This window comes from Streptomyces carpinensis, assembly GCF_002154505.1.
Taxonomy (GTDB): Bacteria; Actinomycetota; Actinomycetes; order Streptomycetales; family Streptomycetaceae; genus Streptomyces; species Streptomyces carpinensis.
Genome location: NZ_MUBM01000213.1, coordinates 1 through 25,029 on the forward strand (window position 1 = coordinate 1; position 25,029 = coordinate 25,029).

22 protein-coding genes and 1 riboswitch are annotated in these 25,029 nt (G+C 70.4%); of the genes, 9 read left to right on the plus strand and 13 right to left on the minus strand.

The annotated features are described in order from the left end of the window. Both BZY54_RS27560 and BZY54_RS27565 read left to right on the plus strand, forming a co-directional pair. On the plus strand, positions 1–400 hold a 400-nt coding region (locus BZY54_RS27560), incomplete at its 5' end, for a hypothetical protein (RefSeq protein ID WP_086728037.1). A 357-nt stretch (positions 401–757) separates the two neighbouring features. Beyond that, positions 758–964: a DUF5999 family protein gene (locus tag BZY54_RS27565; RefSeq protein WP_030177618.1), complete on the plus strand. Its 207-nt coding sequence runs from the start codon at positions 758–760 to the stop codon at positions 962–964. A gap of 235 nt (positions 965–1,199) precedes the next feature. On the opposite strand, the gene BZY54_RS27570 is transcribed toward BZY54_RS27565, so the two are convergent. Both BZY54_RS27570 and BZY54_RS27575 read right to left on the minus strand, forming a co-directional pair. After that, positions 1,200–2,252 (minus strand): endo-1,4-beta-xylanase, encoded by a 1,053-nt coding sequence (locus tag BZY54_RS27570; RefSeq protein ID WP_086728038.1) that lies wholly within the window; start codon positions 2,250–2,252, stop codon positions 1,200–1,202. A gap of 153 nt (positions 2,253–2,405) precedes the next feature. Then, complete coding sequence (locus BZY54_RS27575; protein ID WP_086728039.1) at positions 2,406–3,920, minus strand: glycoside hydrolase family 43 protein; 1,515 nt, start codon at positions 3,918–3,920, stop codon at positions 2,406–2,408. 189 nt (positions 3,921–4,109) lie between these two features. On the opposite strand from BZY54_RS27575, the gene BZY54_RS27580 reads away from it, so the two are divergent. The 6 genes from BZY54_RS27580 to BZY54_RS27605 all read left to right on the plus strand — a co-directional run bounded on the left by BZY54_RS27580 (position 4,110) and on the right by BZY54_RS27605 (position 10,473). Further along, positions 4,110–4,670, plus strand: coding sequence for a hypothetical protein (locus BZY54_RS27580; RefSeq protein WP_086728040.1), 561 nt, complete (start codon positions 4,110–4,112; stop codon positions 4,668–4,670). Between the two features lie 264 nt (positions 4,671–4,934). Beyond that, positions 4,935–6,884, plus strand: a complete 1,950-nt coding sequence (locus tag BZY54_RS27585; protein WP_086728041.1) for an APC family permease — start codon at positions 4,935–4,937, stop codon at positions 6,882–6,884. A gap of 68 nt (positions 6,885–6,952) precedes the next feature. Further along, positions 6,953–7,348: a TOBE domain-containing protein gene (locus BZY54_RS27590; RefSeq protein ID WP_086728054.1), complete on the plus strand. Its 396-nt coding sequence runs from the start codon at positions 6,953–6,955 to the stop codon at positions 7,346–7,348. A 217-nt stretch (positions 7,349–7,565) separates the two neighbouring features. Then, positions 7,566–8,390, plus strand: coding sequence for a molybdate ABC transporter substrate-binding protein (gene modA / locus BZY54_RS27595; protein ID WP_086728042.1), 825 nt, complete (start codon positions 7,566–7,568; stop codon positions 8,388–8,390). Then, a complete protein-coding gene (gene modB, locus BZY54_RS27600) occupies positions 8,387–9,232 on the plus strand; it encodes a molybdate ABC transporter permease subunit (RefSeq protein WP_086728043.1) in 846 nt (281 codons plus the stop codon). The genes modA and modB overlap by 4 nt, the downstream gene beginning before the upstream one ends. Positions 9,233–9,381: 149 nt before the next feature. Next, entirely contained in the window at positions 9,382–10,473 is a 1,092-nt protein-coding gene (locus tag BZY54_RS27605; protein ID WP_086728044.1) for an ABC transporter ATP-binding protein, read from the plus strand. 132 nt (positions 10,474–10,605) lie between these two features. Here BZY54_RS27605 and gcvP read toward each other — a convergent pair whose 3' ends face one another. Then, positions 10,606–13,491 (minus strand): aminomethyl-transferring glycine dehydrogenase, encoded by a 2,886-nt coding sequence (gene gcvP / locus BZY54_RS27610; RefSeq protein WP_086728045.1) that lies wholly within the window; start codon positions 13,489–13,491, stop codon positions 10,606–10,608. Between the two features lie 176 nt (positions 13,492–13,667). Beyond that, a riboswitch (glycine riboswitch) is annotated at positions 13,668–13,761 on the minus strand. Positions 13,762–13,873: 112 nt separating this feature from the next. Between gcvP and BZY54_RS27615 the strand changes: the two genes are divergently transcribed. Then, complete coding sequence (locus BZY54_RS27615; RefSeq protein WP_208640784.1) at positions 13,874–14,251, plus strand: PRC-barrel domain-containing protein; 378 nt, start codon at positions 13,874–13,876, stop codon at positions 14,249–14,251. Between the two features lie 224 nt (positions 14,252–14,475). Here the strand turns inward: BZY54_RS27615 and BZY54_RS27620 are convergent, their stop codons facing one another. The 10 genes from BZY54_RS27620 to clsA all read right to left on the minus strand — a co-directional run bounded on the left by BZY54_RS27620 (position 14,476) and on the right by clsA (position 24,909). Further along, positions 14,476–15,945 carry a DNA polymerase IV gene (locus BZY54_RS27620; protein WP_086728047.1) on the minus strand — a complete coding sequence of 490 codons (1,470 nt, stop codon included), beginning with the start codon at positions 15,943–15,945 and terminating at the stop codon, positions 14,476–14,478. A 104-nt stretch (positions 15,946–16,049) separates the two neighbouring features. Continuing rightward, positions 16,050–16,733, minus strand: coding sequence for a MerR family transcriptional regulator (locus BZY54_RS27625; protein WP_086728048.1), 684 nt, complete (start codon positions 16,731–16,733; stop codon positions 16,050–16,052). 259 nt (positions 16,734–16,992) lie between these two features. After that, positions 16,993–17,466 carry a bifunctional nuclease family protein gene (locus BZY54_RS27630; protein WP_030833746.1) on the minus strand — a complete coding sequence of 158 codons (474 nt, stop codon included), beginning with the start codon at positions 17,464–17,466 and terminating at the stop codon, positions 16,993–16,995. Between the two features lie 85 nt (positions 17,467–17,551). Continuing rightward, positions 17,552–18,289, minus strand: coding sequence for a transcriptional regulator FtsR (gene ftsR, locus BZY54_RS27635; protein ID WP_086728049.1), 738 nt, complete (start codon positions 18,287–18,289; stop codon positions 17,552–17,554). Between the two features lie 41 nt (positions 18,290–18,330). Further along, positions 18,331–19,215 carry an FHA domain-containing protein gene (locus BZY54_RS27640; RefSeq protein WP_167414074.1) on the minus strand — a complete coding sequence of 295 codons (885 nt, stop codon included), beginning with the start codon at positions 19,213–19,215 and terminating at the stop codon, positions 18,331–18,333. Positions 19,216–19,345: 130 nt separating this feature from the next. Next, a complete protein-coding gene (locus BZY54_RS27645) occupies positions 19,346–20,290 on the minus strand; it encodes a DUF881 domain-containing protein (RefSeq protein ID WP_425276322.1) in 945 nt (314 codons plus the stop codon). A 5-nt stretch (positions 20,291–20,295) separates the two neighbouring features. Beyond that, the gene (locus BZY54_RS27650; RefSeq protein WP_006134295.1) at positions 20,296–20,628 is read right to left on the minus strand and encodes a small basic family protein; all 333 of its coding nucleotides are present in this window, start codon (positions 20,626–20,628) and stop codon (positions 20,296–20,298) included. Further along, entirely contained in the window at positions 20,625–21,530 is a 906-nt protein-coding gene (locus tag BZY54_RS27655; protein WP_086728051.1) for a DUF881 domain-containing protein, read from the minus strand. The genes BZY54_RS27650 and BZY54_RS27655 overlap by 4 nt, the downstream gene beginning before the upstream one ends. A 157-nt stretch (positions 21,531–21,687) precedes the next feature. Continuing rightward, the gene (locus BZY54_RS27660; RefSeq protein ID WP_086728052.1) at positions 21,688–24,183 is read right to left on the minus strand and encodes a mannose-1-phosphate guanyltransferase; all 2,496 of its coding nucleotides are present in this window, start codon (positions 24,181–24,183) and stop codon (positions 21,688–21,690) included. A 117-nt stretch (positions 24,184–24,300) separates the two neighbouring features. After that, positions 24,301–24,909: a cardiolipin synthase ClsA gene (clsA, locus tag BZY54_RS27665; protein ID WP_086728053.1), complete on the minus strand. Its 609-nt coding sequence runs from the start codon at positions 24,907–24,909 to the stop codon at positions 24,301–24,303. Between the last annotated feature and the right edge of the window lie 120 nt (positions 24,910–25,029).

A 25,029-nucleotide genomic window follows, 5' to 3' on the forward strand; every position in this document is an offset into this window, starting at 1 on the left:
CACCCGGCTGGCCGGGTGGCGCTTCCTGATCCGCGTCGGCGACCACGCGGTGGCCGCCGCCGAGACCATGCTGACCCCCGACGGCTGGGCCTTCTCACACTTCTTCGAGGGCCCCTACGTCACCTCCACCGAACGCGCGCTGCGCCAGGCGGAGGCCCTCGGCCAGCCGTACCAGCCACGTCTGCTGTCGATGCCCAGCCTGTACATGCTCACCCTGTGGCTTCACGGCGACCTCTCCGACGACGGCGCCACCGGCCACCCGGCGCCCGCCGACCTGCTCGTACCGCTGGCACCGGCCCCGCCCGGGATACCGGCCCACGTGCCGCACCGGGTCGCCGAACTGCTGCCGGTCCTCACCCATCGGGTGACTCCGATACGGCTCATGGGCTCGCCCGCCTGACGTCCCGCGCCCCGAGCGCGGCGCACCACCTCTCATCTGCCTCGTACCCCGCCGCCGGGTCTCCCGGAAGCGGGGTACGTCGCCGTTCCCGGTCCGATGGCCCGTCCGGACTAGCCCCATCCGGCCATGCCGAACCATCCGAAGAGGCCGTGCGCTCGGGATGAACCGCTCAGGCGGGTGAGGCGTCTCCAACCTGTGAGAAGCGGTGCCGCGAAATGCCTGCGGAAAGACGCTCGTGGGGCAACACTGGTTTCAGTCCGACTCATCCAACGGGGGGCGGCCATGGAGAGTGCCACCAGCCGCGAGACGCACTCGACGACCATTCCGGACCAGACGACGAAGCGAAAGATCCCACCCATGTGCCAGCACCAGCCACCGTGTCCGTCAGCCGACTCCGCCGACCGGGAATCCGCCCGTCTCGTGGCGCACCACCCGGAGCAGGGGTGGAGCCTGCTGTGCAACGGCGTTCTGCTCTTCGAGGACACCGGTGAGCTCCTGCCGGACGGCCAGATCATCGCCCCGCACCGTCCGCTCGGCGCCGACCGGGTGATGACCGCCGCCTGAGCGCCACGGGCGGACCAGGGCCCGGACCCGCCCGGTCCGCCGGACGGACCAGGGCCGACCGACCGTGAATCACGAGGGGCCGGCCCGCGCACCAGTCGCGGACCGGCCCCGACGTATGCCCGGTGGCTACTACCCTCCGTGGCCGGCAGGCGACCCGCGGCCGGCGCATCGCCCGGTCGCCGTACCGTCGGCCCGTCGTCGGATCTCTCGGTCTCCGGGTCTCCCAGTCACCCCGTCACCCGGCGAGCGCGTCGCGCAGCGCCTGGTAGGCCGGCTTGGGGCGCAGCTGCTCGTCCCACGGCAGCGCGGCGCCCTCCCCGGCGAAGACACCCGGGATCCACGAGTACTTGTCGGTGTAGTCCCACACCGTGATGCCGACGCACCGCCGCACGGCCAGGCACGCCCGGGTCAGGTCGCCGTACCAGGTGGCCTGCTCGGCCAGCTTGGCGTCGGTGGCCGGCAGCTGCATCCGGACGTCGACCTCGGTGAGCGCGGTGTCGAGGCCGAGGCGGGAGAAGCGGCGCAGGTTGTCCTCGATCGTGGTCGGATAGCCGTACTGGAGGGCGAGGTGCGTCTGGAAACCGACCCCGTCCAGCGGAACGCCCTGGGCCTTCAGCTGCTTGACGAGGTCGTAGTAGGCGTCGCTCTTCGGACCGACGGCCTCGATGTTGTAGTCGTTGAGGTACAGCTTGGCGTGCGGGTCGGCCTCGTGGGCCCAGCGCAGCGCGTCGGCGATGTAGCCGGGGCCCAGGGTCTTGTACCAGATCGTGTCCCGGTAGGTGCCGTCCTCGTTGAAGGCCTCGTTGACCACGTCCCAGGAGTAGACCTTGCCCCGGTAGTGGCGCACCTCGGCGGTGATGTGCTTCTTCAGTACGGCGCGCAGCTCGTCCGGGGTCCAGTCGCGCGAGGTGAGCCAGTCGGGCAGCTGGCTGTGCCAGACCAGAGTGTGGGCGCGCACCCGCTGGTGGTTGGCCCGGGCGAGCTTCACGATCTCGTCGCCTTTGGACCAGTCGAAGACGCCCTGCTGCGGTTCGGTGGCGTACCACTTCATGCCGTTGCCTGGCGTGATCATGTCGAACTCGCTGCCGAGGATCTTCGTGTAGGCGCCGTCGGTCAGTTCGGGGTTGTCGGTGGCGCTGCCGAAGTAGCGGCCGTGCCGGTGGGCCAGGTCGGCGAGGCTTGGCGTCCGTTCGTGGGCCTGGGCCGCGGGACCGGTGGCCACGCCCGCGGCCACGAGGGCGGCGGCGAGCACTCCGGCGAAGCTGAGTCGGACGGTGGTCCTGGGCATGCAGCGACTCCTCGTCTTCGAAACTTTCGGTCAATATCCAGAAAGCTGCGGTGCACCCTAGAGACAGGCGCCCGCGCTCGGCAACCCCTCGGCACTTGTGGTTTCGCGGTCGATTCGCCCCGGCCGCAGGGTGGTTGAGACCACCGCGCAGCCTCAGGCGGGCCGTGGGCTGTAGTCGAACCAGTCGAAGTCCGCGCTGCCCTCGGTGACGTACATGCCGATCACCCGCCCGGTGAATCCGGTGGCGACCTGAGTGGACAGATAGCGTCCGTCCAGTTCGGCCAGTTCCACGGTGCGCTCACGCGTCTCGACCGAGAAGGCGATCGCGTCGGGGCCGCCCGCCCGGAGGCCGGACGCCTGTCCGCCCGCGACCGTGACCGTGGGCGGAGGCACGTCGGACGTGCGGATCTCGACGCGGAGGGTGAGGGGGCCCGGCGGCACCGGGTGTTCGGCGATCCGCTGTCGCACCGGCCCGATCCGGGCGACCACGCTCGCCACTCCCTCGCCGATCTCCAGGTCGTAGTGGTGGGCCTCGTCCATGCGGACGGACAGGCCGGCCCGGCCCGAGCCTGCGTCCAGACGGGCCGCCGCCCGGCACTCGGGGTGCTGCTGCCTGCGCCCGACGAAGGTGTGGCCGGGGCGGTCGAGGCTGTCGCCGGTCGCGGTCAGCGTCAGCCGGCCCGGGCGCCGACTCAGCGACCAGGAGCCCTCCGGCCTGCTGCGCGGGGAGATCCAGTGCGGCGCCAAGGCCGGCGCGTCGAAGTCGTCCCGGTCGGGCTCCGGCGCGAACGGGTGCCAGGCCGCCGGAGCGGGGTGGCTCTCGCGCACCGGGCCGACCCTCGGCCAGCCGTCCACCCAACGCACCGGAGCCAGGAACGTCTCCCGGCCGAGCACGTGGAACTCCGGGAAGTAACCCCGGGGCCGGGTGGCGAGGAGCACCGTCCACCAGGTGCCGTCCGCGGCCTGGACCAGGTCCGCGTGGCCGGTGCACTGGATCGGAAGGTCGGTGCTGCGGTGGGAGAGGATGGGGTTGCGCGGCGCCGGTTCGTAGGGGCCGCGCGGGGAGCGGGCGCGGGCGATCGAGACGCTGTGGCCGTGCGCCGTGCCGCCCTCGGCAAGCATCAGGTACCACCAGTCCCCGATGCGGTACAGATGCGGCGCCTCGGGATGCTGCATCCCCGTCCCCGACCACACCTTCAGCGGTCCCTCCAGGACCTCGCCGGTCTCCGGATCGATCCGGGCCAGCCCCACTCCCGCCACGGCGCACCAGCAGTTTCCGTCGTCGTCCCAGGAGAGGTCGGGGTCGATGCCGGGCAGGTCGATCCAGACCGGGTCCGACCACGGGCCCTCGGGGCGCTCGGCGGTGACCAGGAAGTTCCCGCCGCCCCCGACGCTGGTGGTGATCACGTGGAAGCGGCCTTCGTGGTGGCGGATCGTCGGGGCGTAGATGCCCGCGGACGCGGGCACGTCGTCCGGCAGCCGCAACTGCCCGGGGCGGTCGAGAACGTTCCCGAGCAGGCGCCAGTGGACCAGGTCGCGGCTGTGGAACAGCGGGACGCCGGGGAAGTACTCGAAACTGGAGCACACCAGGTAGTGGTCCTCACCCACCCGGCACACACCGGGGTCGGGATGGAAGCCCGGGAGCACCGGGTTGTCGTACGTCCGCATCGGCGTGAGCCCCTCTCGGCGCAGCGAAACTTTCGTTCATGTTGGCGAATGTTTACGGAAGCGCACTGTAAGCCCACGGGGAAGTCGGTCCGCCCGTTCCGCTGCCAGGGCGTCAAGAACCGACGGTGTCGCGTCAGAAGCGTGTCAACGGGAGTTGCTCCTGCTCGGAGGGGTTCTAACGTCGATGTCATGAGGCAGCACAGCAACGACGTACGCCCCGGTGTCGGCGCACCCGCGCACCGCCCCGGACGGGTGGCGTACGACCGTCACTGGGCGCGGGACCTGCACACCTCGATCTGCTCCGCGGTGGCACTGTGCGGTCTGCTGCTGCTCATCGACTGGGGCACGGGCAACCTGACCTGGGGGCGCGGCGCCGTCTGGTGCGCGCTCGCGGCACTGCTCTTCCTGGTGCTCTGCCCGACCCGGGTGTGCGCCGGCGAGGGCTGGCTCGTCACGCGTTCGCTGCTGCGCCGCCGCCGGGTCCGCACCGACCTGCTGGTCTCGGTGAGCGTCACGGACGGCGTCTCCCAGCGACTGGTCCTGCGGGACGCCTTCGGCGCCCGCCTCGAGGTCGACTCCCGGGTCCTCGTGGACAACCCGGGCCTGTGGTACCGCTTCGAGGAGGATGCCCGGACCTCGGCGGCGAGCGGCTGTCTGCGGTGCGGGGCAAGCGCTCTGCGCCATCTCGCGGAGCGGGTGGACCGCGAGACGGCCCTGACCGTGTTCCGGATCTCCGGACTTCGGCCATGACGCTGTGTGTCCGCAGCCGGGCCCCGGGGCGTCGCACCGGGGTCTGAGGGCCATGGCCGCCCCGGACGGCCCAATCCGGACGAACCCGTACGGATCACTTGCCCCTGACACGGCATCGGCCCTGACGCGGCCGTTATTAACGGAAGATTGACGCCCGCACGACCCGCTACGCGTGGGCCCGTGCGTCACGCTCTGCATACGCTGGTGCTCCGTCCGCGTGACGGCCGATTCCTCACGCTGAGCAGCACACCAGGAGCAGGGCCGATGGCCACCACCGAACACCCTCCCAGTCGTCTGCGTGCCTGGATGCTGGAGGGCCTGTCCGACATGGGCAAGGGCGTGCAGCAGGCACCGCACGCCGCACCGCAGCCCCCGCACAAGGGACAGCGGTGGTGGCGCGTGATGTGCCTGACCGGTGTCGACTACTTCTCGACGCTCGGCTACCAGCCGGGCATCGCGGCCCTCGCCGCCGGCCTGCTGTCGCCGGTCGCCACGCTGGTGCTGGTCCTGGTCACCCTCGTGGGCGCCCTCCCGGTGTACCGCAGGGTCGCCGAGGAGAGCCCTCACGGTCAGGGCTCGATCGCGATGCTGGAGCGGCTGCTGTCGTTCTGGCAGGGCAAGTTGTTCGTGCTGACCCTGCTCGGCTTCGCCGCCACCGACTTCCTGATCACCATCACCCTGTCGGCGGCCGACGCCTCCACCCACCTGGTGGAGAACCCGCACCTGACCAGTGCCCTGCACAGTCACCAGATGCTGATCACGCTCTGCCTGGTGGCACTGCTGGGCGCGGTGTTCCTCAAGGGGTTCCTGGAGGCGATCGGGGTCGCGGTGGCGCTGGTCGGCGTCTACCTCGCGCTGAACGTCGTGGTGGTGATCGTCGGCCTGTGGCACGTCGTCACCGCCACGCACGTGGTGACCGACTGGTCCAGCGCCCTGACCGCCCAGCACAGCAGCGTCTTCGCCATGGTCGGCGTGGCCCTGCTGGTCTTCCCCAAGCTCGCGCTCGGTCTGTCCGGCTTCGAGACGGGCGTCGCCGTCATGCCGCACGTGAAGGGCGACCCACAGGACACGGAGGAACGCCCGACCGGCCGGATCCGGGACACCAAGAAGCTGCTCACCACCGCGGCGCTGATCATGAGCGGCTTCCTGATCGCCACCAGCTTCATCACCACCCTGCTGATCCCGGCGCCGGAGTTCCAGCCCGGCGGCAAGGCCAACGGGCGTGCGCTTGCCTACCTGGCCCATCACTACCTCGGCAACGGCTTCGGCACGGTGTACGACATCTCGACCATCGCGATCCTGTGGTTCGCGGGCGCCTCCGCGATGGCCGGGCTGCTCAACCTGATGCCGCGCTACCTGCCCCGCTACGGAATGGCCCCGCACTGGGCCCGGGCGGTACGGCCGATGGTCATCGTCTTCACCCTGGTCGGCTTCCTGGTCACCTGGATCTTCGACGCCAACGTCGACAAGCAGGGCGGCGCGTACGCCACCGGTGTGCTCGTGCTGATCAGCTCCGCCGCGATCGCGGTGACCATCGCCGCCCACCGGGCCGGCCAGCGCAACTGGACCATCGCGTTCGCGGTGATCTCGACGGTGTTCCTCTACACCACCGTCGTCAACGTCATCGAGCGCCCGGACGGTGTGAAGATCGGTGCCTGCTTCATCGTCGGCATCATCCTGGTCTCGCTGTTGTCCCGGCTGGCCCGCGCATTCGAGCTGCGCGTGACCAGCGTGACGATGGATCCGATGGCGGAGCGGTTCATCAGGGACATCGCCAGCCGCAAGATCCGGTTCATCGCCAACAAGCCCGGCCGCCGGGACAAGGCCGAGTACCGCGACAAGATCGTGCAGATCCGCGCCGACAACGACATTCCGGAGACGGAGGACTTCGTCTTCGTCGAGGTGACGGTCACCGACCCCTCCGAGTTCGAGGCCGGTCTGACGGTGCACGGCGAGGTCCTGCACGACCGCTACCGCGTCCTGACCCTGGAGTCCTCCTCCATCCCCAACGCCCTTGCCGCACTCCTCCTGAACGTCCGCGAGATGACCGGCTGCACCCCGCACATCTACTTCGAGTGGACCGAGGGCAACCCGTTCCGCAACTTCCTGCGCTTCTTCCTCTTCGGTCAGGGCGAGGTCGCACCGGTCACCCGTGAGGTGCTGCGCGAGGCGGAGCCGGACCGGGCCAAGCGGCCCCGCGTCCACACCGGCTGAGCCACCCGGGCAGGCCGACGGACGACCCAGGTCCGCGGTCCCCTCCAGGTGGTCCTATCGTGACCGGCATGCAGTCCTACACGATCGGCCAGGCGGCGCGTCTGCTCGGCGTCAGTCCGGACACCGCGCGCCGCTGGGCGGACGCGGGCCGGGTGGCCACCCATCGCGACGAGAGCGGACGGCGGCTCATCGACGGCCGGGACCTCGCCGCCTTCTCGGTCGAGCTGGCCAGGGCCGACGGCGGCGACGAGGAGGTCTCCTACACCTCGGCCCGCAACGCCTTCCCCGGCATCGTGACCGCCATCAAGCTCGGCGACGTGGCAGCGCAGGTGGAGATCCAGGCGGGACCGCACCGCCTGGTCTCGCTGCTCACCCGGGAGGCCGTCGAGGAACTGGGCCTGGAGGTCGGCATGGAGGCCACCGCCCGCGTGAAGTCGACGAACGTACATATCGACAAGGCGTAACCGACCCGGCCGGGTGGGGGGTGGCTGGGCCTGGCACCGACGGCCGGATCTCCCCCGTACAAACGCACATGCGAACCTGAGGCACCAGATGGCCAGCTCATGCGATGTGACAGGAGGCTTATCCCTCGCAGTTGCGGCAGTATGATCGCGGCACGGCCCCACTTCGGCCATGCAGGGCGCGACATCTTCCGTGCACTACAAGAGGAGTAGATCCGTGATGACCCGTTCCGTGCGCCGGACCCGGACGCTGCAGGCGGCCGGTGCGGGAGCCGCAGCTCTGCTGGCCCTCAGCGCCTGCTCCTCCTCGTCCTCCTCCGACGGCTCGTCCTCCGGGTCCGGATCCGGGACGTCCTCCTCGCAGAAGCTGTCCGGCACGGTGACCGTCTTCGCCGCCGCCTCCCTGAAGGAGAGCTTCACGACGCTGGGCAAGGACTTCGAGCGGCAGCACCCGGGCACCAAGGTCACCTTCAGCTTCGGCGGCAGTGACACCCTCGCCGCGAGCATCACCGGCGGCGCTCCCGCCGACGTGTTCGCCGCCGCCAGCCCCAAGACCATGAAGATCGTGACCGACGAGAAGGACGCCGCGGGCGCCCCGGCCACCTTCGTCCGCAACCAGCTGGAGATCGCCACCCTGCCGGGCAACCCCGGCAAGATCTCCTCCCTTAAGGACCTCACCAAGTCCGGCCTGAAGGTCGTCCTGTGCGACAAGACGGTGCCGTGCGGCGCCGCCGCGCAGAAGGCACTCACCGCCGCCGGACTCGAGCTCACCCCCGTCTCCTACGAGCAGGACGTCAAGTCCGCCCTGAACAAGGTGGTGCTCAAGGAGGCCGACGCCGCGGTGGTCTACAAGACCGACGTGAAGGCGGCGGCCGGCAAGGTGGAGGGCGTGGAGTTCCCGGAGGCGGCCAAGGCCGTCAACGACTACCCGATCGCCCTGCTCAAGAACGCGCCCAACACCGCGGCGGCCAAGGCGTTCATCGAGCTGGTGCGGTCCGCCGAGGGCCAGAAGGTCCTGACTCAGGCCGGGTTCCTCAAGCCGTGACCACGACCGACAAGTCCGGCGCGGTGACCCTGGAGAGCGGGTCGCCGCGCCGGCGTGTCCCCCGGGGCGCCCCGCTGCCCCTGCTGGTGCCCGCGCTGGTCGCCCTGGCGTTCCTGCTGCTGCCGCTGCTCGCCCTGCTGATCCGCGCCCCCTGGCGCAGCCTGCCGGGCCAGCTGACCAGCCCGGAGGTGTGGCAGGCGCTCCAGCTGTCCCTGATCACCGCCACCGCCGCCACCGCCGTGAGCCTGGTGCTCGGCGTCCCGCTGGCCTGGCTGCTGGCCCGGACCGAATTCCCCGGACGCGGCTTCGTCCGGGCCCTGGTGACCCTGCCACTGGTCCTGCCGCCGGTGGTGGGCGGTGTGGCGCTGCTGCTGGCGCTGGGGCGCAACGGTGTCGTGGGGCAGTGGCTGGACTCCTGGTTCGGGATCACGCTGCCGTTCACCACGGCCGGGGTGGTGGTCGCGGAGGCGTTCGTGGCCATGCCCTTCCTCGTCATCAGCGTCGAGGGCACGCTGCGCGCCGCCGACCCGCGCTACGAGGAGGCGGCCACCACCCTGGGCGCGTCCCGGTTCACCGCCTTCCGCCGGGTCACCCTGCCGCTCATCGCGCCCGGCATCGCGGCGGGCGCCGTGCTGGCCTGGGCGCGGGCGCTCGGCGAGTTCGGCGCGACGATCACCTTCGCCGGCAACTTCCCGGGCCGTACGCAGACCATGCCGCTCGCGGTCTACCTGGCCCTGCAGAACGACCCGGCCGCCGCGATCTCCCTGAGCCTGGTGCTGCTCGCCGTGTCGATCGCGGTGCTGGCGGGTCTGCGGGACCGTTGGATGACGGCGGCCTCATGACGGATCCGGACGACTGCTCCGCCGACGGCCTCGATCGCGGCTCCCGACGACGGCCCCGATCACCGATCGCGACTCCCGATGACGGCAGTCCTCACGAAGCCGCCGCAGCTCCCCTGCAGGAACCCTCGCTCATCCTGGACGATCGCCCCATGACCGATATCGACGAGACCCTAAGCGGCGTCAGCGCCGAGGACGTCCCCGGTGCGGGGCTGGACGCCCGGCTCGTCGTCGACCGCGGCGCCTTCCGGCTCGACGTGGCCCTCACCGCCGCCCCCGGCGACGTCGTCGCGCTGCTCGGCCCCAACGGCGCCGGCAAGACCACGGCCCTGCGAGCACTGGCCGGCCTGGTCCCCCTCACCGACGGCCATCTGCGCCTGGACGGCGCCGCACTGGACCGCACGCCGCCGGAGAGGCGCCCGGTCGGGGTCGTCTTCCAGGACTACCTGCTCTTCCCCCACCTCTCCGCCCTGGACAACGTGGCCTTCGGCCCGCAGTGCCAGGGCTCGAGCAAGGCCGAGGCCCGCGCGCAGGCCACCGAGTGGCTGGCGCGCATGGGTCTGGCCGACCACGCCGGCGCCAAGCCTCGCCGGCTCTCCGGCGGGCAGGCCCAGCGGGTGGCCCTCGCCCGCGCCCTGGCCACCTGCCCCCGGCTGCTGCTCCTGGACGAACCGCTCGCCGCGCTGGACGCCCGTACGCGCCTGGAGGTCCGCGCCCAGCTCCGCCGGCACCTGGCCGAGTTCGAGGCCGTCGCCGTCCTGGTCACGCACGACCCGCTGGACGCGATGGTGCTGGCCGATCGGCTGGTCGTCGTCGAGCACGGGCGCGTGGTGCAGGAGGGCGCCCCGTCGGACATAGCCCGTCGTCCGCGCACGGACTACATCGCGCAGCTGGTCGGCCTGAACCTGTATCGCGGGCAGGCCGAGGGGCACACCGTACGGCTGGACGTCGGCCCCGTCCTCGCCACCACCGAGCACCTGTCCGGACCGGCCTTCGTGGCGTTTCCGCCGAGCGCGGTCACCCTCTACCGGGACCGCCCCTCCGGCTCCAGCGCGCGCAACCTGTGGCGCTGCGAGGTGGCGGGCCTGGAGACGCACGGCGACCAGATCCGCGCGGACCTCACCGGCGAGCTGCCTCTCGCCGCCGACCTGACCACGGTCGCGGCGGCGGAGCTCGACCTGCATCCGGGCGCGGTGGTCTGGGCGACCGTCAAGGCGGCACAGACCCACGCCTACCCGGCCTGAAAGGCCTTCCAGGGCCTGAGCCCCCCCCCAGCGCCAAAGGGGGCCCTGCCCGGCCTTTCCGGCCGGGCAGGGCCCCCTTGGTCGCTTCTCCTGGTGGCTCTCCAGGCGGCGGCTGGGCGGACTCTACGCCGCTCAGTCCTCGTACGCGTCCAGCGGCGGGCAGGAGCAGACCAGGTTGCGGTCGCCGAAGGCCTGGTCGATCCGGCGCACCGGCGGCCAGTACTTGTCCGCGACCGAGACACCGGCCGGGAAGACCGCCTCCTCACGGCCGTACGCGTGCTTCCACTCCCCGCCGAGCGCGGCGGCGGTGTGCGGAGCGCCCCGCAGCGGGTTGTCCTCCGCGGGCCACTCGCCCGACCCGACCTTCTCGATCTCGGCACGGATCGCGATCATCGCGTCGCAGAAGCGGTCCAGCTCGGCCAGGTCCTCCGACTCGGTCGGCTCGATCATCAGCGTGCCGGCCACCGGGAACGACATCGTCGGCGCGTGGAAGCCGTAGTCGATCAGGCGCTTGGCCACGTCGTCCACGGTCACACCCGTCGCCTTGGTCAGCGGCCGCAGATCGACGATGCACTCGTGCGCGACCAGCCCGCCGGGGCCGGTGTAGAGCACCGGGTAGTGCGGCTCGAGGCGCTTGGCGACGTAGTTGGCGCTGAGGACGGCGACCTGCGTGGCGCGCTTGAGGCCCTCGCCGCCCATCAGCCGGACGTACGCCCAGGAGATCGGCAGGATGCCCGCCGAGCCCCACGGCGCGGCCGAGATCGGGCCGACGCCGGTCTTCGGGCCGGCCTCCGGCTGCAGCGGGTGGTTGGGCAGGTACGGCGCCAGGTGGGAGCGTACGGCGACCGGGCCGACGCCGGGGCCGCCGCCGCCGTGCGGGATGCAGAACGTCTTGTGCAGGTTCAGGTGGGAGACGTCGCCGCCGAAGTGGCCCGGCTTGGCGAGGCCGACCAGGGCGTTGAGGTTGGCGCCGTCGACGTAGACCTGGCCGCCGGCGTCGTGGACCTGCGCGCAGATGTCGGCGACGTGCTCCTCGAACACGCCGTGCGTGGACGGGTAGGTGATCATCAGCACGGCCAGCTGGTCGCGGTGCTGCTCGATCTTCGCCCGCAGGTCCGCGACGTCGACCTCGCCGTCCTCGGCGGTCTTGACGACGACGACCTTCATGCCGGCCATCACGGCGCTGGCGGCGTTGGTGCCGTGCGCGGAGGACGGGATGAGGCAGACGGTGCGCTGGTCGTCGCCGTTGGCGCGGTGGTAGCCGCGCACGGCGAGCAGACCGGCGAGCTCGCCCTGCGAACCGGCGTTCGGCTGCAGGGAGACCTTGTCGTAGCCGGTGACCTCGGCGAGCCGGTCCTCCAGCTCGCGGATGAGGGTCAGGTAGCCCTGCGCCTGCTCGGCGGGCGCGAAGGGGTGCAGCTGCCCGAACTCGGGCCAGGTGACCGGCTCCATCTCGGTCGTCGCGTTGAGCTTCATGGTGCAGGAGCCCAGCGGGATCATGCCGCGGTCGAGCGCGTAGTCCCGGTCGGCGAGCCTGCGCAGGTAGCGCAGCATCGCGGTCTCGGAGCGGTGCTGGTGGAAGACGGGGTGCGTGAGGTAGGCGTCCGTACGCAGCAGGGCCTCGGGAAGAGCGTCTCCGGCGGCCGAGTCCAGCGCCTCGATGTCGGCCTCGACACCGAAGGCGGACCACACGGCGCGCAGCTGGACCCGCGTGGTGGTCTCGTCGCAGGCGATCGAGACGTGGTCGGCGTCGACGAGGTACAGGTTGACGCCGGCGGCGCGCGCGGCGGCGACGACCTCGGCGGCCCGGCCCTCGGCCTTGACGGTGAGCGTGTCGAAGTAGGCGCCGTGGACGACCTCGGCACCGGCCGCCTTCAGTCCTTCCGCGAGGATCGTGGCGTAGCGGTGGGTGCGCTGCGCGACGGCCTTCAGTCCCTCGGGGCCGTGGTAGACGGCGTACATGCCGGCCATGACGGCGAGCAGCACCTGGGCGGTGCAGATGTTGCTGGTGGCCTTCTCTCGACGGATGTGCTGCTCACGGGTCTGCAGGGCGAGGCGGTAGGCCTTGTTGCCGTCCGCGTCGACGGAGACGCCGACCAGCCGGCCGGGCAGGCTGCGGGCGAACTTCTCCTGCACCGCCATGTAGCCGGCGTGCGGGCCGCCGAAGCCCATCGGCACGCCGAAGCGCTGGGTGGTGCCGACGGCGATGTCCGCACCCAGCTCGCCGGGGGACTTCAGCAGGGTGAGCGCGAGCAGGTCGGCGGCGACGGTGACCAGCGCGCCCAGCTCGTGCGCCTGGTCGATCACCGGCTTGAGGTCGCGTACGACACCGGAGGCGCCCGGGTACTGCAGGAGCACGCCGTTGATCTCGCGCTCGGCGATCTCGGCCGGGATGCCCGCGCTCAGGTCGGCGACGACGACCTCGACGCCGGTCGGCTCGGCGCGGGTCTCGATGACGGCGATGGTCTGCGGCAGCGCGTCCGCGTCGACCAGGAAGAGACCCTTCTTGTTCTTGCCCATGCGCCGGGACAGCGCCATCGCCTCGGCGGCGGCGGTGCCCTCGTCCAGGAGGGAGGCGCCGGAGGTCGGCAGGCCGGTGAGGTCGGCGACCATGGTCTGGAAGTTCAGCAGCGCCTCGAGGCGGCCCTGCGAGATCTCCGGCTGGTAGGGCGTGTAGGCCGTGTACCAGGCCGGGTTCTCCATGACGTTGCGCAGGACGACGGGCGGGGTGAACGTGCCGTAGTACCCGAGCCCGATCATCGAACCGAGGACCTGGTTGCGGTCGGCGAGGGAGCGCAGCTCGGCCAGCACCTCGGCCTCGGTGCGGGCGCCCGGCAGATCGAGCTTGTCGGCGTTCTTGATCACATCCGGCACCGCGGCGGCGGTGAGCTCGTCGAGCGAGCCGTAACCGACCTGCGCGAGCATCTTGGCCCGCGCCTCCTGGTCGGGACCGATGTGGCGCTGCTCGAAGGGGATGCCCTCTTCGAGCTCGGAGAGCGGGATGCGCTGGGCGGTCATTGCGGAGGCCTCCTGGTCTGACGCGACCTTCGAGGGACACCACGGCTCGGGTGCCCCGACGGCCTCCCCCTCTGTCATCTCAACCTGAGAGTTTCACCGGACCGCACGAAGGCGTCCGGTTTTCACCGTCGGTGAGAGCGGAAGCCGTCGACACCCGCTCTGCTTTCCAGAGTGACCTCGTCCGTGCGGTACAGGGGCCTGAGAGATTCCGGGGAGGATTTGCTCCTTCGGCGCCTCCGATGCTCCGGAGGACTCTCCCGCACGGGGTCAGCAGCCGCTTGCCAGCCTACCAGCGGCCTCCGGAGGCGGGCTCGAGTGGCCGCCGTCACGATTGTGCTCTTTCGTAGTGCTTACGGATGAGGTGCGACCACGTGGAGGGAACGTGCAGACCGAGATCGATCCGCGCAACCTGATCGGCCGCAAGGCGTTCGACCGGAACGGCAACAAGATCGGCACTGTGGACGAGGTCTACCTCGACGACGCGACCGGTGTGCCGGAGTGGGCGGCCATACGCACCGGCCTGTTCTCCCGGGACGCCTTCGTGCCGCTCGAGCCCAGCGAACTGGTCGACGGCGAACTGCACATCCCCTTCGAGCGGGCTCTCATCAAGGAGGCCCCCGACTTCGGCGTCGGCCGCCACCTCTCCCCGGAGCAGGAACTGCAGCTCTACCACCACTACGGCCTCGACGTGGCCCCTCCCCCCGCCCTCCCGGACCACGACTTCGGCAAGCTCGCGGGCTCCGGCTCGGAGGAGAACTGAGGCCGGACCGTAGCCGGGACGGCGCACCTCGCCTCGTCCCCGGCGGCGGGCGATGTCTCGCCGCTGGTCGCGGACATGGCTCCTGACCGCCATCCCGGCTCCGGATCGGACCTGGTCCCCGAACGGAGCCGGCGCACCACCGGACCTCACTCCTGACCGGACGCGGCCCTGGCGGGATCCGGGTCCCGCCCCGGCCGGGCCCTACGCGGATCTGGCGCCCCCGGTCACCGAGCGCGCGCTGTGGGTGCCTTCGGACTCTCCGGTCCCTTCGGTGCTCGCGGAGCTGTCGGCCCACTTGGTACTGATGGTGCCGCCGATGCCGGTGCTGCCGCCGGTGATGGGGTGCTGCCGCTCTCCCCGGGTCTTCGGCGCACCAGCGGGAGTGGATCCGCCGGCTCCAGGTCCGGGTCGTCGACGCGGAACGTCCGTACCCGGCCCGGCGCGGAGTCGGGCGTCTCGAAGCGGACGGTGACCCGGCCCAGGCCGCTGCCCTGCACCCAGCCGTGCCCGTGCTCGGCGTGCCGTATGTCGTGGCCAGCCGGCCAGTGCCGCTCGGCGGGTGCCGGCTGCTGCGGGGCCGGCTCGTGCGCGGGTTCCTCCGCAGGGTGCTCGGCCTGCGCGCCTGCCGCCTGCGCGAACAGGTCCTCCTGGGTGTAGTCGGCGAGCCCGGACACGCCCACACCGAGCAGCCGCACCCCGCCGGTGGTGTCCACCGAGTCCAGCAGCCTGGCCGCCGCCTCCCGTACCACGGCCGGGTCGTCGGTGGGCCCGCGCAGCGTCTCGGAGCGGGTCAGCGTGGAGAAGTCGTAGCGCCGCACCTTCAGCACGATGGTCCGCCCCGACAGCCCGGCGCCGCGCAGCCGCTGCACGCACCGGTCGGCGAGCCGCTGCACCTCCAGGCCCACCCGCAGCCGGTCGTGGATGTCCACGTCGTAGGTGTCCTCGACCGACACCGACTTGGCCTCGCGCTCGGCGACCACGGGCCGCTCGTCGTGCGCCAGCGCCATGGCGTACAGCGCGTGCCCGTGCGCCTTGCCCATCAGCCGCACGAGCTCGTCCTCCCCCGCCTCGGCCAGTTCGTCCACCGTGTGGATCCCGGCCCGCCGCAGATGGTCTCCCGTCGCCGGGCCCACGCCCGGCAGCGTCCGCACCGACATGGGGCCCAGCAGGGCCCGCTCGGTGCCCGGCTCGATGAGGACCAGCCCGTCGGGCTTGGCCTGCTCGGAGGCGATCTTGGCGAGCATCTTGGAGGCCGCCAGGCCGACGGATCCCGTCAGGCCGGTGACGGCCCGGATGTCGGCGCGCAGCGTGGTGCCCACCAGCCGGGCGGAGTCGGCGTCCCAGGCCGCTCCCCCGGCCTCCAGGTCCACGAACGCCTCGTCCAGGCTGAGCGGCTCCACCAGCGGCGACAGCGCCCGCAGCAGCTCCATCACCTGCTCGCTGATGGACCGGTAAAAGCCGAAGCGCGGCACGAGGTACGCGGCGTTCGGTGCCAGCCGCCGCGCCTGGGCCATCGGCATCGCCGAGTGGACGCCGAAGACCCGCGCCTCGTAGGACGCGGTGGCGACCACCCCACGCGGTCCGAGCCCGCCCACGACGACGGCCTTCCCGCGCAGGCTCGGCTTGGACGCCTGCTCCGCCTGGGCGAAGAAGGCATCCATGTCGAGATGCAGGATCGTGGGCGCGGTTCTCACATCTCCGATGCTGCACCACGCCACTGACAATGCCCCGGAACGGGGGCCGTTCCGGGGTCACGGACACCTTCGGGCCACCGTCGCGCCGGGGCCCCGCGGGCGGGTCAGACCGCCCGGTTGCGCCGCCTCGCGAGCTCGTCGCCGGGGTTGTGGCCGACCAGGGTCTCCCCGGTGTCCACGCGCTCACCGTGCAGCTGCTCCAGCGCGCTCTCCACGTCGCGCCACACCACGCCGACGGCGATGCCGAAGATGCCCTGGCCGCCCTGCAGCAGGGCATGGACCTCGTCGGGCGAGGTGCACTCGTAGACCGTGGCGCCGTCGCTCATCAGCGTCATGCGCTCCAGGTCGCGAAAGCCCTGCTCACGCAGATGCTGCACGGCCGTACGGATGTTCTGCAGCGACACACCGGTGTCGAGGAACCGCTTGACGATCTTCAGGACGACCACGTCACGGAAGCTGTACAGCCGCTGCGTGCCGGACCCGTAGGCGGGTCGCACACTGGGCTCCACCAGGCCTGTGCGCGCCCAGTAGTCCAGTTGCCGGTAGGTGATGCCGGCGGCCGCGCAGGCCGTCGGACCGCGGTAGCCGATCTGATCGGACGCCATGGACGCCGCCCCCTTGCTGCTGGGCACGACCGTCGGTCGCTGCGTAGCGTGATCGGCCGCGCTGACGTGATGGGGGTAGCCCACGCTTGAACGGAGCCGAAAGCCCGGGGAAGGGTACGGACCGCTCCCCCCGACCTCGCGTCCGGGGGCACCCCCAGCCGTACCGTCGCCGCTGCTTCTCACGCCGACCTCCGTCCTCGACCTGCCTCCTCGACGGTAGGCAGTCACCGGGGGTGCGTCAACGATCGCCACACTCGGCACGCCGAGTGATAATCACCCTAAGAGTGGTTTCCCGTGCCCCGTCTCGGGGAAAGGCTAGCGGAATGCCCTCGCGGGGGGCCGCAGGGAACCCCGGTGGCCGGTGGCATATGTCGGCGTTTCGCTGCTTACCGGTGCCGAAGCCCCACGACCACTGCTTGCGGGCGTCGCCCACACCCGCACATCACTGGTTGCTGCTGCCGAAGTCCTCCGGCGAGATCTGGTCGAGGAACTCGCGGAACTTCTCCACTTCGTCCTCCTGCTCGTCCGGGATCGCGATGCCCGCATCGTCGAGCACCGTGTCGCTTCCATAGATCGGCGTGCCGGTGCGCAGCGCCAGCGCTATGGCATCGGATGGACGAGCACTGACCTCGACCCCGCTCGCGAAGACCAGCTCCGCGTAGAAGACGCCCTCACGCAGGTCCGTGATGCGTACTTCCGTGAGCTCCTGGCCGACGGCCTCCAGCACGTCCTTGAACAGGTCATGGGTCAGCGGTCGCGCGGGGGCCATGCCCTGCTGGGCGAAGGCGATGGCCGTAGCCTCCCCCGGCCCGATCCAGATGGGGAGGTAGCGGTCGCCCCCCACTTCACGCAGGAGCACGATCGGCTGGTTGGAGGGCATTTCGACCCGGACACCTACGACATCGAGCTCGTTCACACAGCAACCCTAGGCCGTGCCCGGGACGTTTGGGTAGTCGGGCCGGAAACGGGAGGACGATCCGGCCGCCGTGGCCGGTGCCCGCTCAGGGCAGCCGCACACCGAGCGCGGTCTGCACCAGCGCCGCGTGCAGCCGCACGGTGAGCGCCGCCAGCTCCTTCGTACGGGCCTCGGCATGGGTCCTGGTCTGCGGATTGCGGTGGCGCCGGAGCGGGGCCACCACCTGGTCGACGAGCCCGGCCTCGCGGTCCGCGGCCGCTTTCATCACCCGCAGGTGACGGGGTTCGATCCCGAAACGTCCCAGCTCGCGGACCAGCGAGGCCACGGTCACCGTCTCGGCGTCGTAGGCGCCGTCCTCCAGCGGAGTGACGAGCCCGTACGACTCCCATTCCTGGAGGACCTCGTCATCGATCTCCGCGGCCGCGATGAGCTCCGCCCTGCCGATCCGGGACGCCGTGGACGCGTCGGCGGGTGCCGGCACGACCTCGCCGTCACGCTGCCGGCCGAGCACCGGCGGCTGGACGGCCTCACCGCGCTCCACCCCGTCCAGGTACTCGCGGATCACCTTCAACGGCAGATAGTGGTCCCGCTGCATCCTCAGGACACGGGCGAGGCGCTCGACATCGTCCTTGCTGAACTTGCGGTACCCCGAGGGGGTACGCCGCGGCTCGACGAGGCCCTCCGACTCCAGGAAACGGATCTTGGAGATGGTGACCTCGGGGAACTCCTCGCGCAGCACGTTCAGCACGCTGCCGATGCTCATCAGCCCACTGTCCGCGGCGGTGGTGCCGTGCCCGGCACCACCGCTCGGTGATTGAAGCATGGACCTTCCCTGGGATCTCCCCGGACAGGGTCCGGGGAGGGTCAGTAGCCCTGTCGGCTCGAGTAGAAGACCAGCCTGTACTTGCCGATCTGCACCTCGTCGCCGTTGGACAGCGCGACCTGGTCGATCCGCTCCCGGTTGACGTACGTGCCGTTCAGGCTGCCGACGTCGGCCACCGTGAACGAGCCGTCCGGGCTGCGGCGGAACTCCACATGGCGGCGGGAGACCGTCACGTCGTCCAGGAAGATGTCGCTCTGCGGATGACGCCCGGCCGTGGTCAGCTCGCCGTCCAGAAGGAAGCGGCTGCCGGAGTTCGGCCCACGGCGCACCACCAGCAGCGCGGAGCCGAGCGGCAACGCGTCGACGGCCGCCTGCGCCTCCGGCGACAGCATCGGGGTCTGACCGGTGGCCTCGGCGTCGTAGGCCTCCAGACCGGAGATGGAGATCGTGGAGGTCGTCTCCGACGCGCGCTCCGGCACCGCGCCAGGCCGCAGCGGCGCACCACAGTTGGAGCAGAACCGGCTGTTCTCCGCGTTACGGTGACCGCACCTCGTACAGACCAGGGCCGACATGGACGGATCCTCCTGCCGCGGCTGCCCCGTCGGGGCTGGGGACGCGTACGGGCCGGCGGCAAACCCTCCACCCGCACCTGAGGTTGACGGTTGGCCGAAACCTATGCCGCCGGCCTGGGCAGGGTCAACCGACGGCGCGCCCGGTGCGCCGGAAATGTCACCACCCGGCCCCGGGACCTGGTCGCGGAACAGCGGACGCTGGCCCTCCGCGTCGGGCTGTGCGCGATGGCGAGCGGTCGCGTTGCCGCTGCCCTCTCGCGCGCTCTTGCCGAACAACTTCGCAAACAACTTCACGGGCGATTCCCCTTGACCGAAACAGACCCGCCCGTGGGGCAGGACGAACCCTGACTGCATACACCGGTCGACCCGGACATCCTCACAACGTCCGTATCCACCTGACAGTTTCCACCACGCACCACCCAATCGGTGCGCCGACCCCCCGCAACCTCATGCCCCTGCCGGACGGCCGCCATGCACCCCCGGTTCACTGGGAGGACGACCGAGCGTAGTCAGGCTGCTTCGCCGCTCGCAAGGCATCCACGACGATCTTGTCCGATCGCTCGACCGTCACGGTGGCCTGCTCCTTCTCGAGGGTCTGCACCACGCCCCCCGGGATGTTGAGCGCCGGCTCGAGGTCCTGCGGCTTGCCGATGACCTTGAAACGATAGGGGGCGTTGATCTTGTTCCCGTCGACGTCCACGCTCTTGCCCGAGTCCGTCAGATAGGTGCTCGCGACCACCCGGACACCGTTGACCTGGACCGCCTCCGCCCCGGCCGCGCGCAGCTCCTGTATCGCGTCAAGCAGCATGTCCGCCTGGACCGCTCCCTTCGTGTCCTCGATCGTCATCGTGATGCCGGGCCCCTGTGCGGCCACCGTGCCCGCCAGAATGCCGAGTTGTTTCTCCTTCTCGGCCGTCTGCTTGCGGGCCTCCTCGGCCTGGTTCGAGCTGTTCTCCAGCTCCTGGCGCTGCTTGTCGAGACCCTGCTTCTCGTCCTCAAGACGCTGGGTACGGTCGTCCAGTTCATCGAGGATGCGCACAAGATCCTCCTGCCGGGCGCCGCGCAGCGCGCTGTCGCTGTCGCTGTTGGAGGCGACCTGGACCGCGAGGCCGAAACCCAGGCCGAACAGCAGCAGCGCGACGACGAGTTGGGCCCGGGTGAAGCGCGGCGGCCACAGGCCCTCGGCCAGCCGCTGGCGACCGGTCAGCTCGGGCGCGGACTTGTCTTCGACGCTCTGGGCGAATCCGGGGCCCTGCGCGGGCACCTCCGCCGGCAGCTCCTTGCGGAGCCTGTTCTCCGGCAGTTCGTCCTGCTCCCTGCGAAGCCCGCTCTCCGGCTCTTCGTCCTGAGTCCCGCGCAGGCTGCTCTCCGGCTGTTCGCCCTGAGCCCTGCGAAGCCTGTTCTCCGGCTGTTCGCCCTCGTGATTCATCGGTCTCACGCCCGGAACACGTGCCGTCGGATCGCCGCGGCGTTGGAGAAGATGCGGATGCCGAGGACGACGACGACACCCGTGGACAGCTGAGCACCCACGCCCAACTTGTCGCCCAGGAACACGATCAGCGCGGCGACGACCACGTTCGACAGGAACGACACCACGAACACCTTGTCGTCGAAGATGCCGTCCAGCATGGCCCGCAGCCCGCCGAAGACGGCGTCCAACGCCGCGACGACGGCGATCGGCAGATAAGGCTCGACCACCGCCGGAACCTCGGGCCGGACCAAGAGGCCGGCCACCACTCCCACGATGAGGCCCAGTACGGCGATCACGATGTGCCCTTCTCACTGCTCGGCTGTGCTGTACGTACGATCACACTCGGTGCGGCGGGCAGCCGGAGGTCGCTCTCCACGGAGATGCTCGTCCGGATGCCGTAGTTGTCCTGGAGGGCGTGCAGATACAGCCCGTCGGAGCTGTCCTGGAACCGCGCGCTCAGCCGTTGCCCGTCCCCCACCGCGAGCACCGTGTACGGCGGCACCAGCGGCCTGTTGTCCACCAGTATGGCGTCTCCCGCCGCCCTGATCGCGGACAGGGCGGTCAACCGCTGCCCGTTGACGGAGACCGCCTCGGCCCCCGACTGCCACAGCCCGTTGACGACGCGCTGCATATCCCGGTCGCGCACCCGGCCCGTGTCGGAGAAGCCCGATGTCTCGCGCGGGTTGCCGCCCCCGCCCGTGCCGGCCTCCTTGGCGTCGTTCACGACGAGCTTCACACCGGGGCCGTGGACTTCGGTGGCCCCCGCCAGGACCCCCACCAGGTCGGCCTGGGCGTTTCCGCCGCTGTGCCTGAGCGCCAGGCGCTGCCGCGCGCTCACGTCGTCGCGGAGTTTGTCGACATTGCCCTCGAGCTTGTCGGCCGCCGCCGTCTCGCGGTCGATGCGGTCGATCAGCTCCTGGCGCTCCTTGGCGACCGCCGGGGCCGCCACGCGAGCCTGTGCCGCTCCCACGGTCACCACCAGCGCCGCCAGCACCAGGCCGGCGGCCAGCCCCAGTCTCGCCCGGAGGGTCTTCGGCAGACCGCCCTCACCGGCGGCCTTCTTCCGTGCGGCGGCCTCGGCATAGCCGTCGTCGAGGCTGTGGTCCATGACGTTGGTGATCAACGACATGGACGCGTCCGGACGGGAAGGCCGCGGGGGGATGCTCCGAATGGGGGGTTGCTGCGGCATGCCGCACATCGTCGCACGTCGTGGCCGAGTCCTCCGAATGGCCCCACCGGCGTGCCGGACAGGCCCCCGTGGGGACACTTGTCCGGCACGCGCGCGTGCTCCCCGTTTTACGGCCCGGTCTCACGATCCGGACGCTCGGGACTCACCCGTCCGAACCGGCTCGGGCCTACCGTCCGGCGCTGTCGACGACCGCCGACCACTCGTCCAGCAGTGCCTGCGCGGAGGCGTCGTCGGGGCCCTCGGCCCACAGGTGGGTGACCGCCTCGGCCGGGTCGGGCAGGACCATCACCCACCGTCCGTCGGTCTCCACGACCCGCACACCGTCCGTCGTGTCGACGAAACGCTCTCCGGCCGCCTCGACGACCCTGCGCATCACCAGGCCCTTGACGGCCCACGGCGTGGCCAGGTCCCGCTTGAGGACGTGAGCCCGCGGGATCCGGGCGTCGATCTGGCTGAGGGTGAGCTGGGTCCGGGCCACCAGCCCGATCAGCCGAACGAACGCCGCCGTGCCGTCGTAGACACTGCTGAACTCGGGGACGATGAACCCGCCCTTGCCGTCACCACCGAAGATCGTCCCCTCCTCGCCGCCGACCCGCGTGAGGTCGTCGGGAGAGGTGGTCGTCCACTCGACCTGCGTGCCGTGGTACGCGGCCACCTGCTCGGCGATGCGGGTGGTGGTCACCGGAAGCGCGACCCGGCCGCTGCGGCGCTCGGCGGCGACCAGGTCGAGCATCACCAGCAGCGCCCGGTCGTCCTCGATGATGCGGCCCTTCTCGTCGACGAGCGAGAGCCGCTCACCGACCGGGTCGAAGCGCACACCGAACGCGGCGCCCGAGGACGCGACGATCTCGCCGAGGCGCACCAGCCCCGACCGGCGCATCTCCTCGGTCTCCGTCGGCCGGGACTCGTCGAGACCGGGGTTGATGGTCAGCGAGTCGACGCCGAGCTTGCCCAGCAGGCTGGGCAGAACGAGGCCGGCGCTGCCGTTCGAGGCGTCCACGACGACCTTGAGGCCCGATTCGCCGATCCCGGTCGTGTCGACGTTGCGCAGCAGCGAACCGGTGTAGGAGTCGAAGACGCTGGACGGGAAGTACAGATCGCCGATCTCGCCCGGGAACGCACGCCGGTACTCCTGGCGTGCGAAGACACGGTCCAGCTTGCGCTGGCTGCCCTGCGACAGGTCGGCGCCCTGCCCGTCGAAGAACATGATGTCGACCGAGTCCGGCACTCCGGGCGTGGTCCGGATCATGATGCCGCCGGCGCTGCCCCGCGCGGTCTGCTGCCGGGCGACGGGCAGCGGGACGTTCTCCAAGTCCCGTACGTCGATGGCGCTGGCCTGAAGCGCCGAGATGACCGCCCGCTTGAGCGCCCGCGCACCACGGGAGTGGTCACGGGCCGTGGTGACCGTCGAGCCCTTCTTCAGCGTCGTCGCGTAGGCCCCGGCGAGTCGTACGGCGAGCTCAGGAGTGATCTCCACGTTCAGGATGCCGGAGACTCCGCGGGCGCCGAAGAGGTGCGCCTGGCCCCTGGACTCCCAGATCACCGATGTGTTGACGAAGGCGCCCGCCTCGATGGTCTTGAACGGGTAGACCCGCACATTGCCCTGGACGATCGATTCCTCACCGATCAGGCACTCGTCGCCGATGACCGCGCCGTCCTCGATCCGCGCCGCGCGCATGATGTCGGTGTTCTTGCCGACGACACAGCCACGCAGGTTGCTGTGCTGCCCGATGTACACGTTGTCGTGCACGACGGCCTTGTGCAGGAAGGCACCGCTCTTCACGACGACGTTCGAGCCGACCACCGTGTGCTCGCGGATTTCGGCGCCGGCCTCCACCTTGGCGTAGTCGCCGATGTAGAGGGGACCCCGCAATTCCGCGTCCGGATGGACCTCGGCGCCCTCGGCGACCCAGACCCCCGGGGAGATCTCGAAGCCGTCGATCTCGACGTCGACCTTGCCTTCCAGGACGTCCGCCTGGGCCTTCACATAGCTTTCATGAGTGCCGACGTCCTCCCAGTAGCCCTCGGCCACATAGCCGTAGATCGGCTTGCCTTCCTTCATCAGCTGGGGAAAGACGTCGCCGGACCAGTCGACGGGAACGTCGGCCTCGACGTAGTCGAAGACCTCCGGTTCCATCACGTAAATGCCCGTGTTCACCGTGTCGGAGAAGACCTGGCCCCAGGTCGGCTTCTCGAGGAAGCGCTCGACCTTGCCCTCTTCGTCGACGATGGTGATGCCGAATTCCAGCGGATTGGGGACGCGCGTGAGACACACCGTCACCATCGCGCCCTTTTCCTTGTGGAACCGGATCAGGTCGGTGAGGTCGAAGTCGGTCAGCGCGTCGCCGGAGATGACCAGGAAGGCATCGTCCTTCAACGCCTCCTCGGCGTTCTTGACGCTTCCGGCGGTACCGAGTGGCTTCTCCTCATTGGCATAGGTGAGCTCCATGCCGAGCTCTTCACCGTCACCGAAGTAGTTCTTGACCAACGAGGCCAGGAACTGGACTGTGACGACGGTCTCATTCAGACCATGCCTTTTGAGCAGCCGCAGAACGTGCTCCATGATCGGCCGGTTGGCCACCGGCAGGAGCGGCTTGGGCATGCTCGAGGTCATTGGACGAAGGCGTGTGCCTTCGCCTCCGGCCATCACGACGGCCTTCATGTCGGAAGCGTCCTCCTCCAAGAGACGACGATCTAGCCGACTTCACCCGTCCTGATTGTCCCGCACTTTTACGAAGCGGGCCATCGGAGCAACTGCGGCTGCCGGAATGGGGCGAGCTCAGTCGGCCATGGCGTCCGCCCGGACCAGTCGGCGGACCTGCACCACGTAGAGAACTCCTGCCCACCAATAGAGGGTTGTACCCCATCCGGCGAACGCCCATCCGAAAATGGCAGCGAGTGACGAGATCCATCCGCTTGAGTCGCTGAGCAGAAGCAACGGGAAGGCGTACATCAGGTTGAAGGTCGCGGCCTTCCCCAGGAAGTTCACCTGGGGCGGGGGGTAGCCGTGACGGCGGAGAACGGCCACGGCCACCAGCAGCATCAATTCCCGCGCCAAGAGGGCCGCGGTCAGCCAGACCGGCAGAATCTCACGCCAGGTGAGTCCGACGAGCGTGGAAAGGACGTAGAGGCGGTCGGCCGCGGGGTCGAGAAGCCGGCCCAGGCTGCTGATCTGGTTCCACCGTCGGGCCAGCTTGCCGTCCAGGTAGTCGCTGACGCCGCTGAGCGCGAGTACGAGCAGCGCCCACCCGTCGCTCTTGGGGCCTCCGAACTCCGGCCTGAGGATCAACCACAGGAAAAGGGGCACGCCAACGAGCCGTGCCATGCTGAGGATGTTCGGGATGGTGAGGACCCGGTCCGTCTGGACACGGGTCTCCTGGACCTCCACCCGGGGGCCTCCTGGGGAAACGTACCTACGATGCTTCCTGACCTTACATCAACGCAAAAAAGCTCTGGCCCCTGGGCTGAGTTGCCCAAGAGCCAGAGCTTGAAGAGTTGTTCGGCGGTG

Excerpts from the sequence above, each read along its gene's own strand:
- BZY54_RS27645 (WP_425276322.1), bottom strand. The coding sequence starts at position 20,290 with ATGAATCACGAGGGCGAACAGCCGGAGAACAGGCTTCGCAGGGCTCAG.
- modA (WP_086728042.1), top strand. The coding sequence starts at position 7,566 with ATGACCCGTTCCGTGCGCCGGACCCGGACGCTGCAGGCGGCCGGTGCG.
- BZY54_RS27580 (WP_086728040.1), top strand. The coding sequence starts at position 4,110 with ATGAGGCAGCACAGCAACGACGTACGCCCCGGTGTCGGCGCACCCGCG.
- BZY54_RS27660 (WP_086728052.1), bottom strand. The coding sequence starts at position 24,183 with ATGAAGGCCGTCGTGATGGCCGGAGGCGAAGGCACACGCCTTCGTCCA.
- BZY54_RS27585 (WP_086728041.1), top strand. The coding sequence starts at position 4,935 with ATGGCCACCACCGAACACCCTCCCAGTCGTCTGCGTGCCTGGATGCTG.
- BZY54_RS27590 (WP_086728054.1), top strand. The coding sequence starts at position 6,953 with ATGCAGTCCTACACGATCGGCCAGGCGGCGCGTCTGCTCGGCGTCAGT.
- BZY54_RS27575 (WP_086728039.1), bottom strand. The coding sequence starts at position 3,920 with ATGCGGACGTACGACAACCCGGTGCTCCCGGGCTTCCATCCCGACCCC.
- BZY54_RS27565 (WP_030177618.1), top strand. The coding sequence starts at position 758 with ATGTGCCAGCACCAGCCACCGTGTCCGTCAGCCGACTCCGCCGACCGG.
- ftsR (WP_086728049.1), bottom strand. The coding sequence starts at position 18,289 with ATGCTTCAATCACCGAGCGGTGGTGCCGGGCACGGCACCACCGCCGCG.
- gcvP (WP_086728045.1), bottom strand. The coding sequence starts at position 13,491 with ATGACCGCCCAGCGCATCCCGCTCTCCGAGCTCGAAGAGGGCATCCCC.
- BZY54_RS27605 (WP_086728044.1), top strand. The coding sequence starts at position 9,382 with ATGACCGATATCGACGAGACCCTAAGCGGCGTCAGCGCCGAGGACGTC.
- BZY54_RS27640 (WP_167414074.1), bottom strand. The coding sequence starts at position 19,215 with ATGCAGTCAGGGTTCGTCCTGCCCCACGGGCGGGTCTGTTTCGGTCAA.
- BZY54_RS27655 (WP_086728051.1), bottom strand. The coding sequence starts at position 21,530 with ATGTGCGGCATGCCGCAGCAACCCCCCATTCGGAGCATCCCCCCGCGG.
- BZY54_RS27570 (WP_086728038.1), bottom strand. The coding sequence starts at position 2,252 with ATGCCCAGGACCACCGTCCGACTCAGCTTCGCCGGAGTGCTCGCCGCC.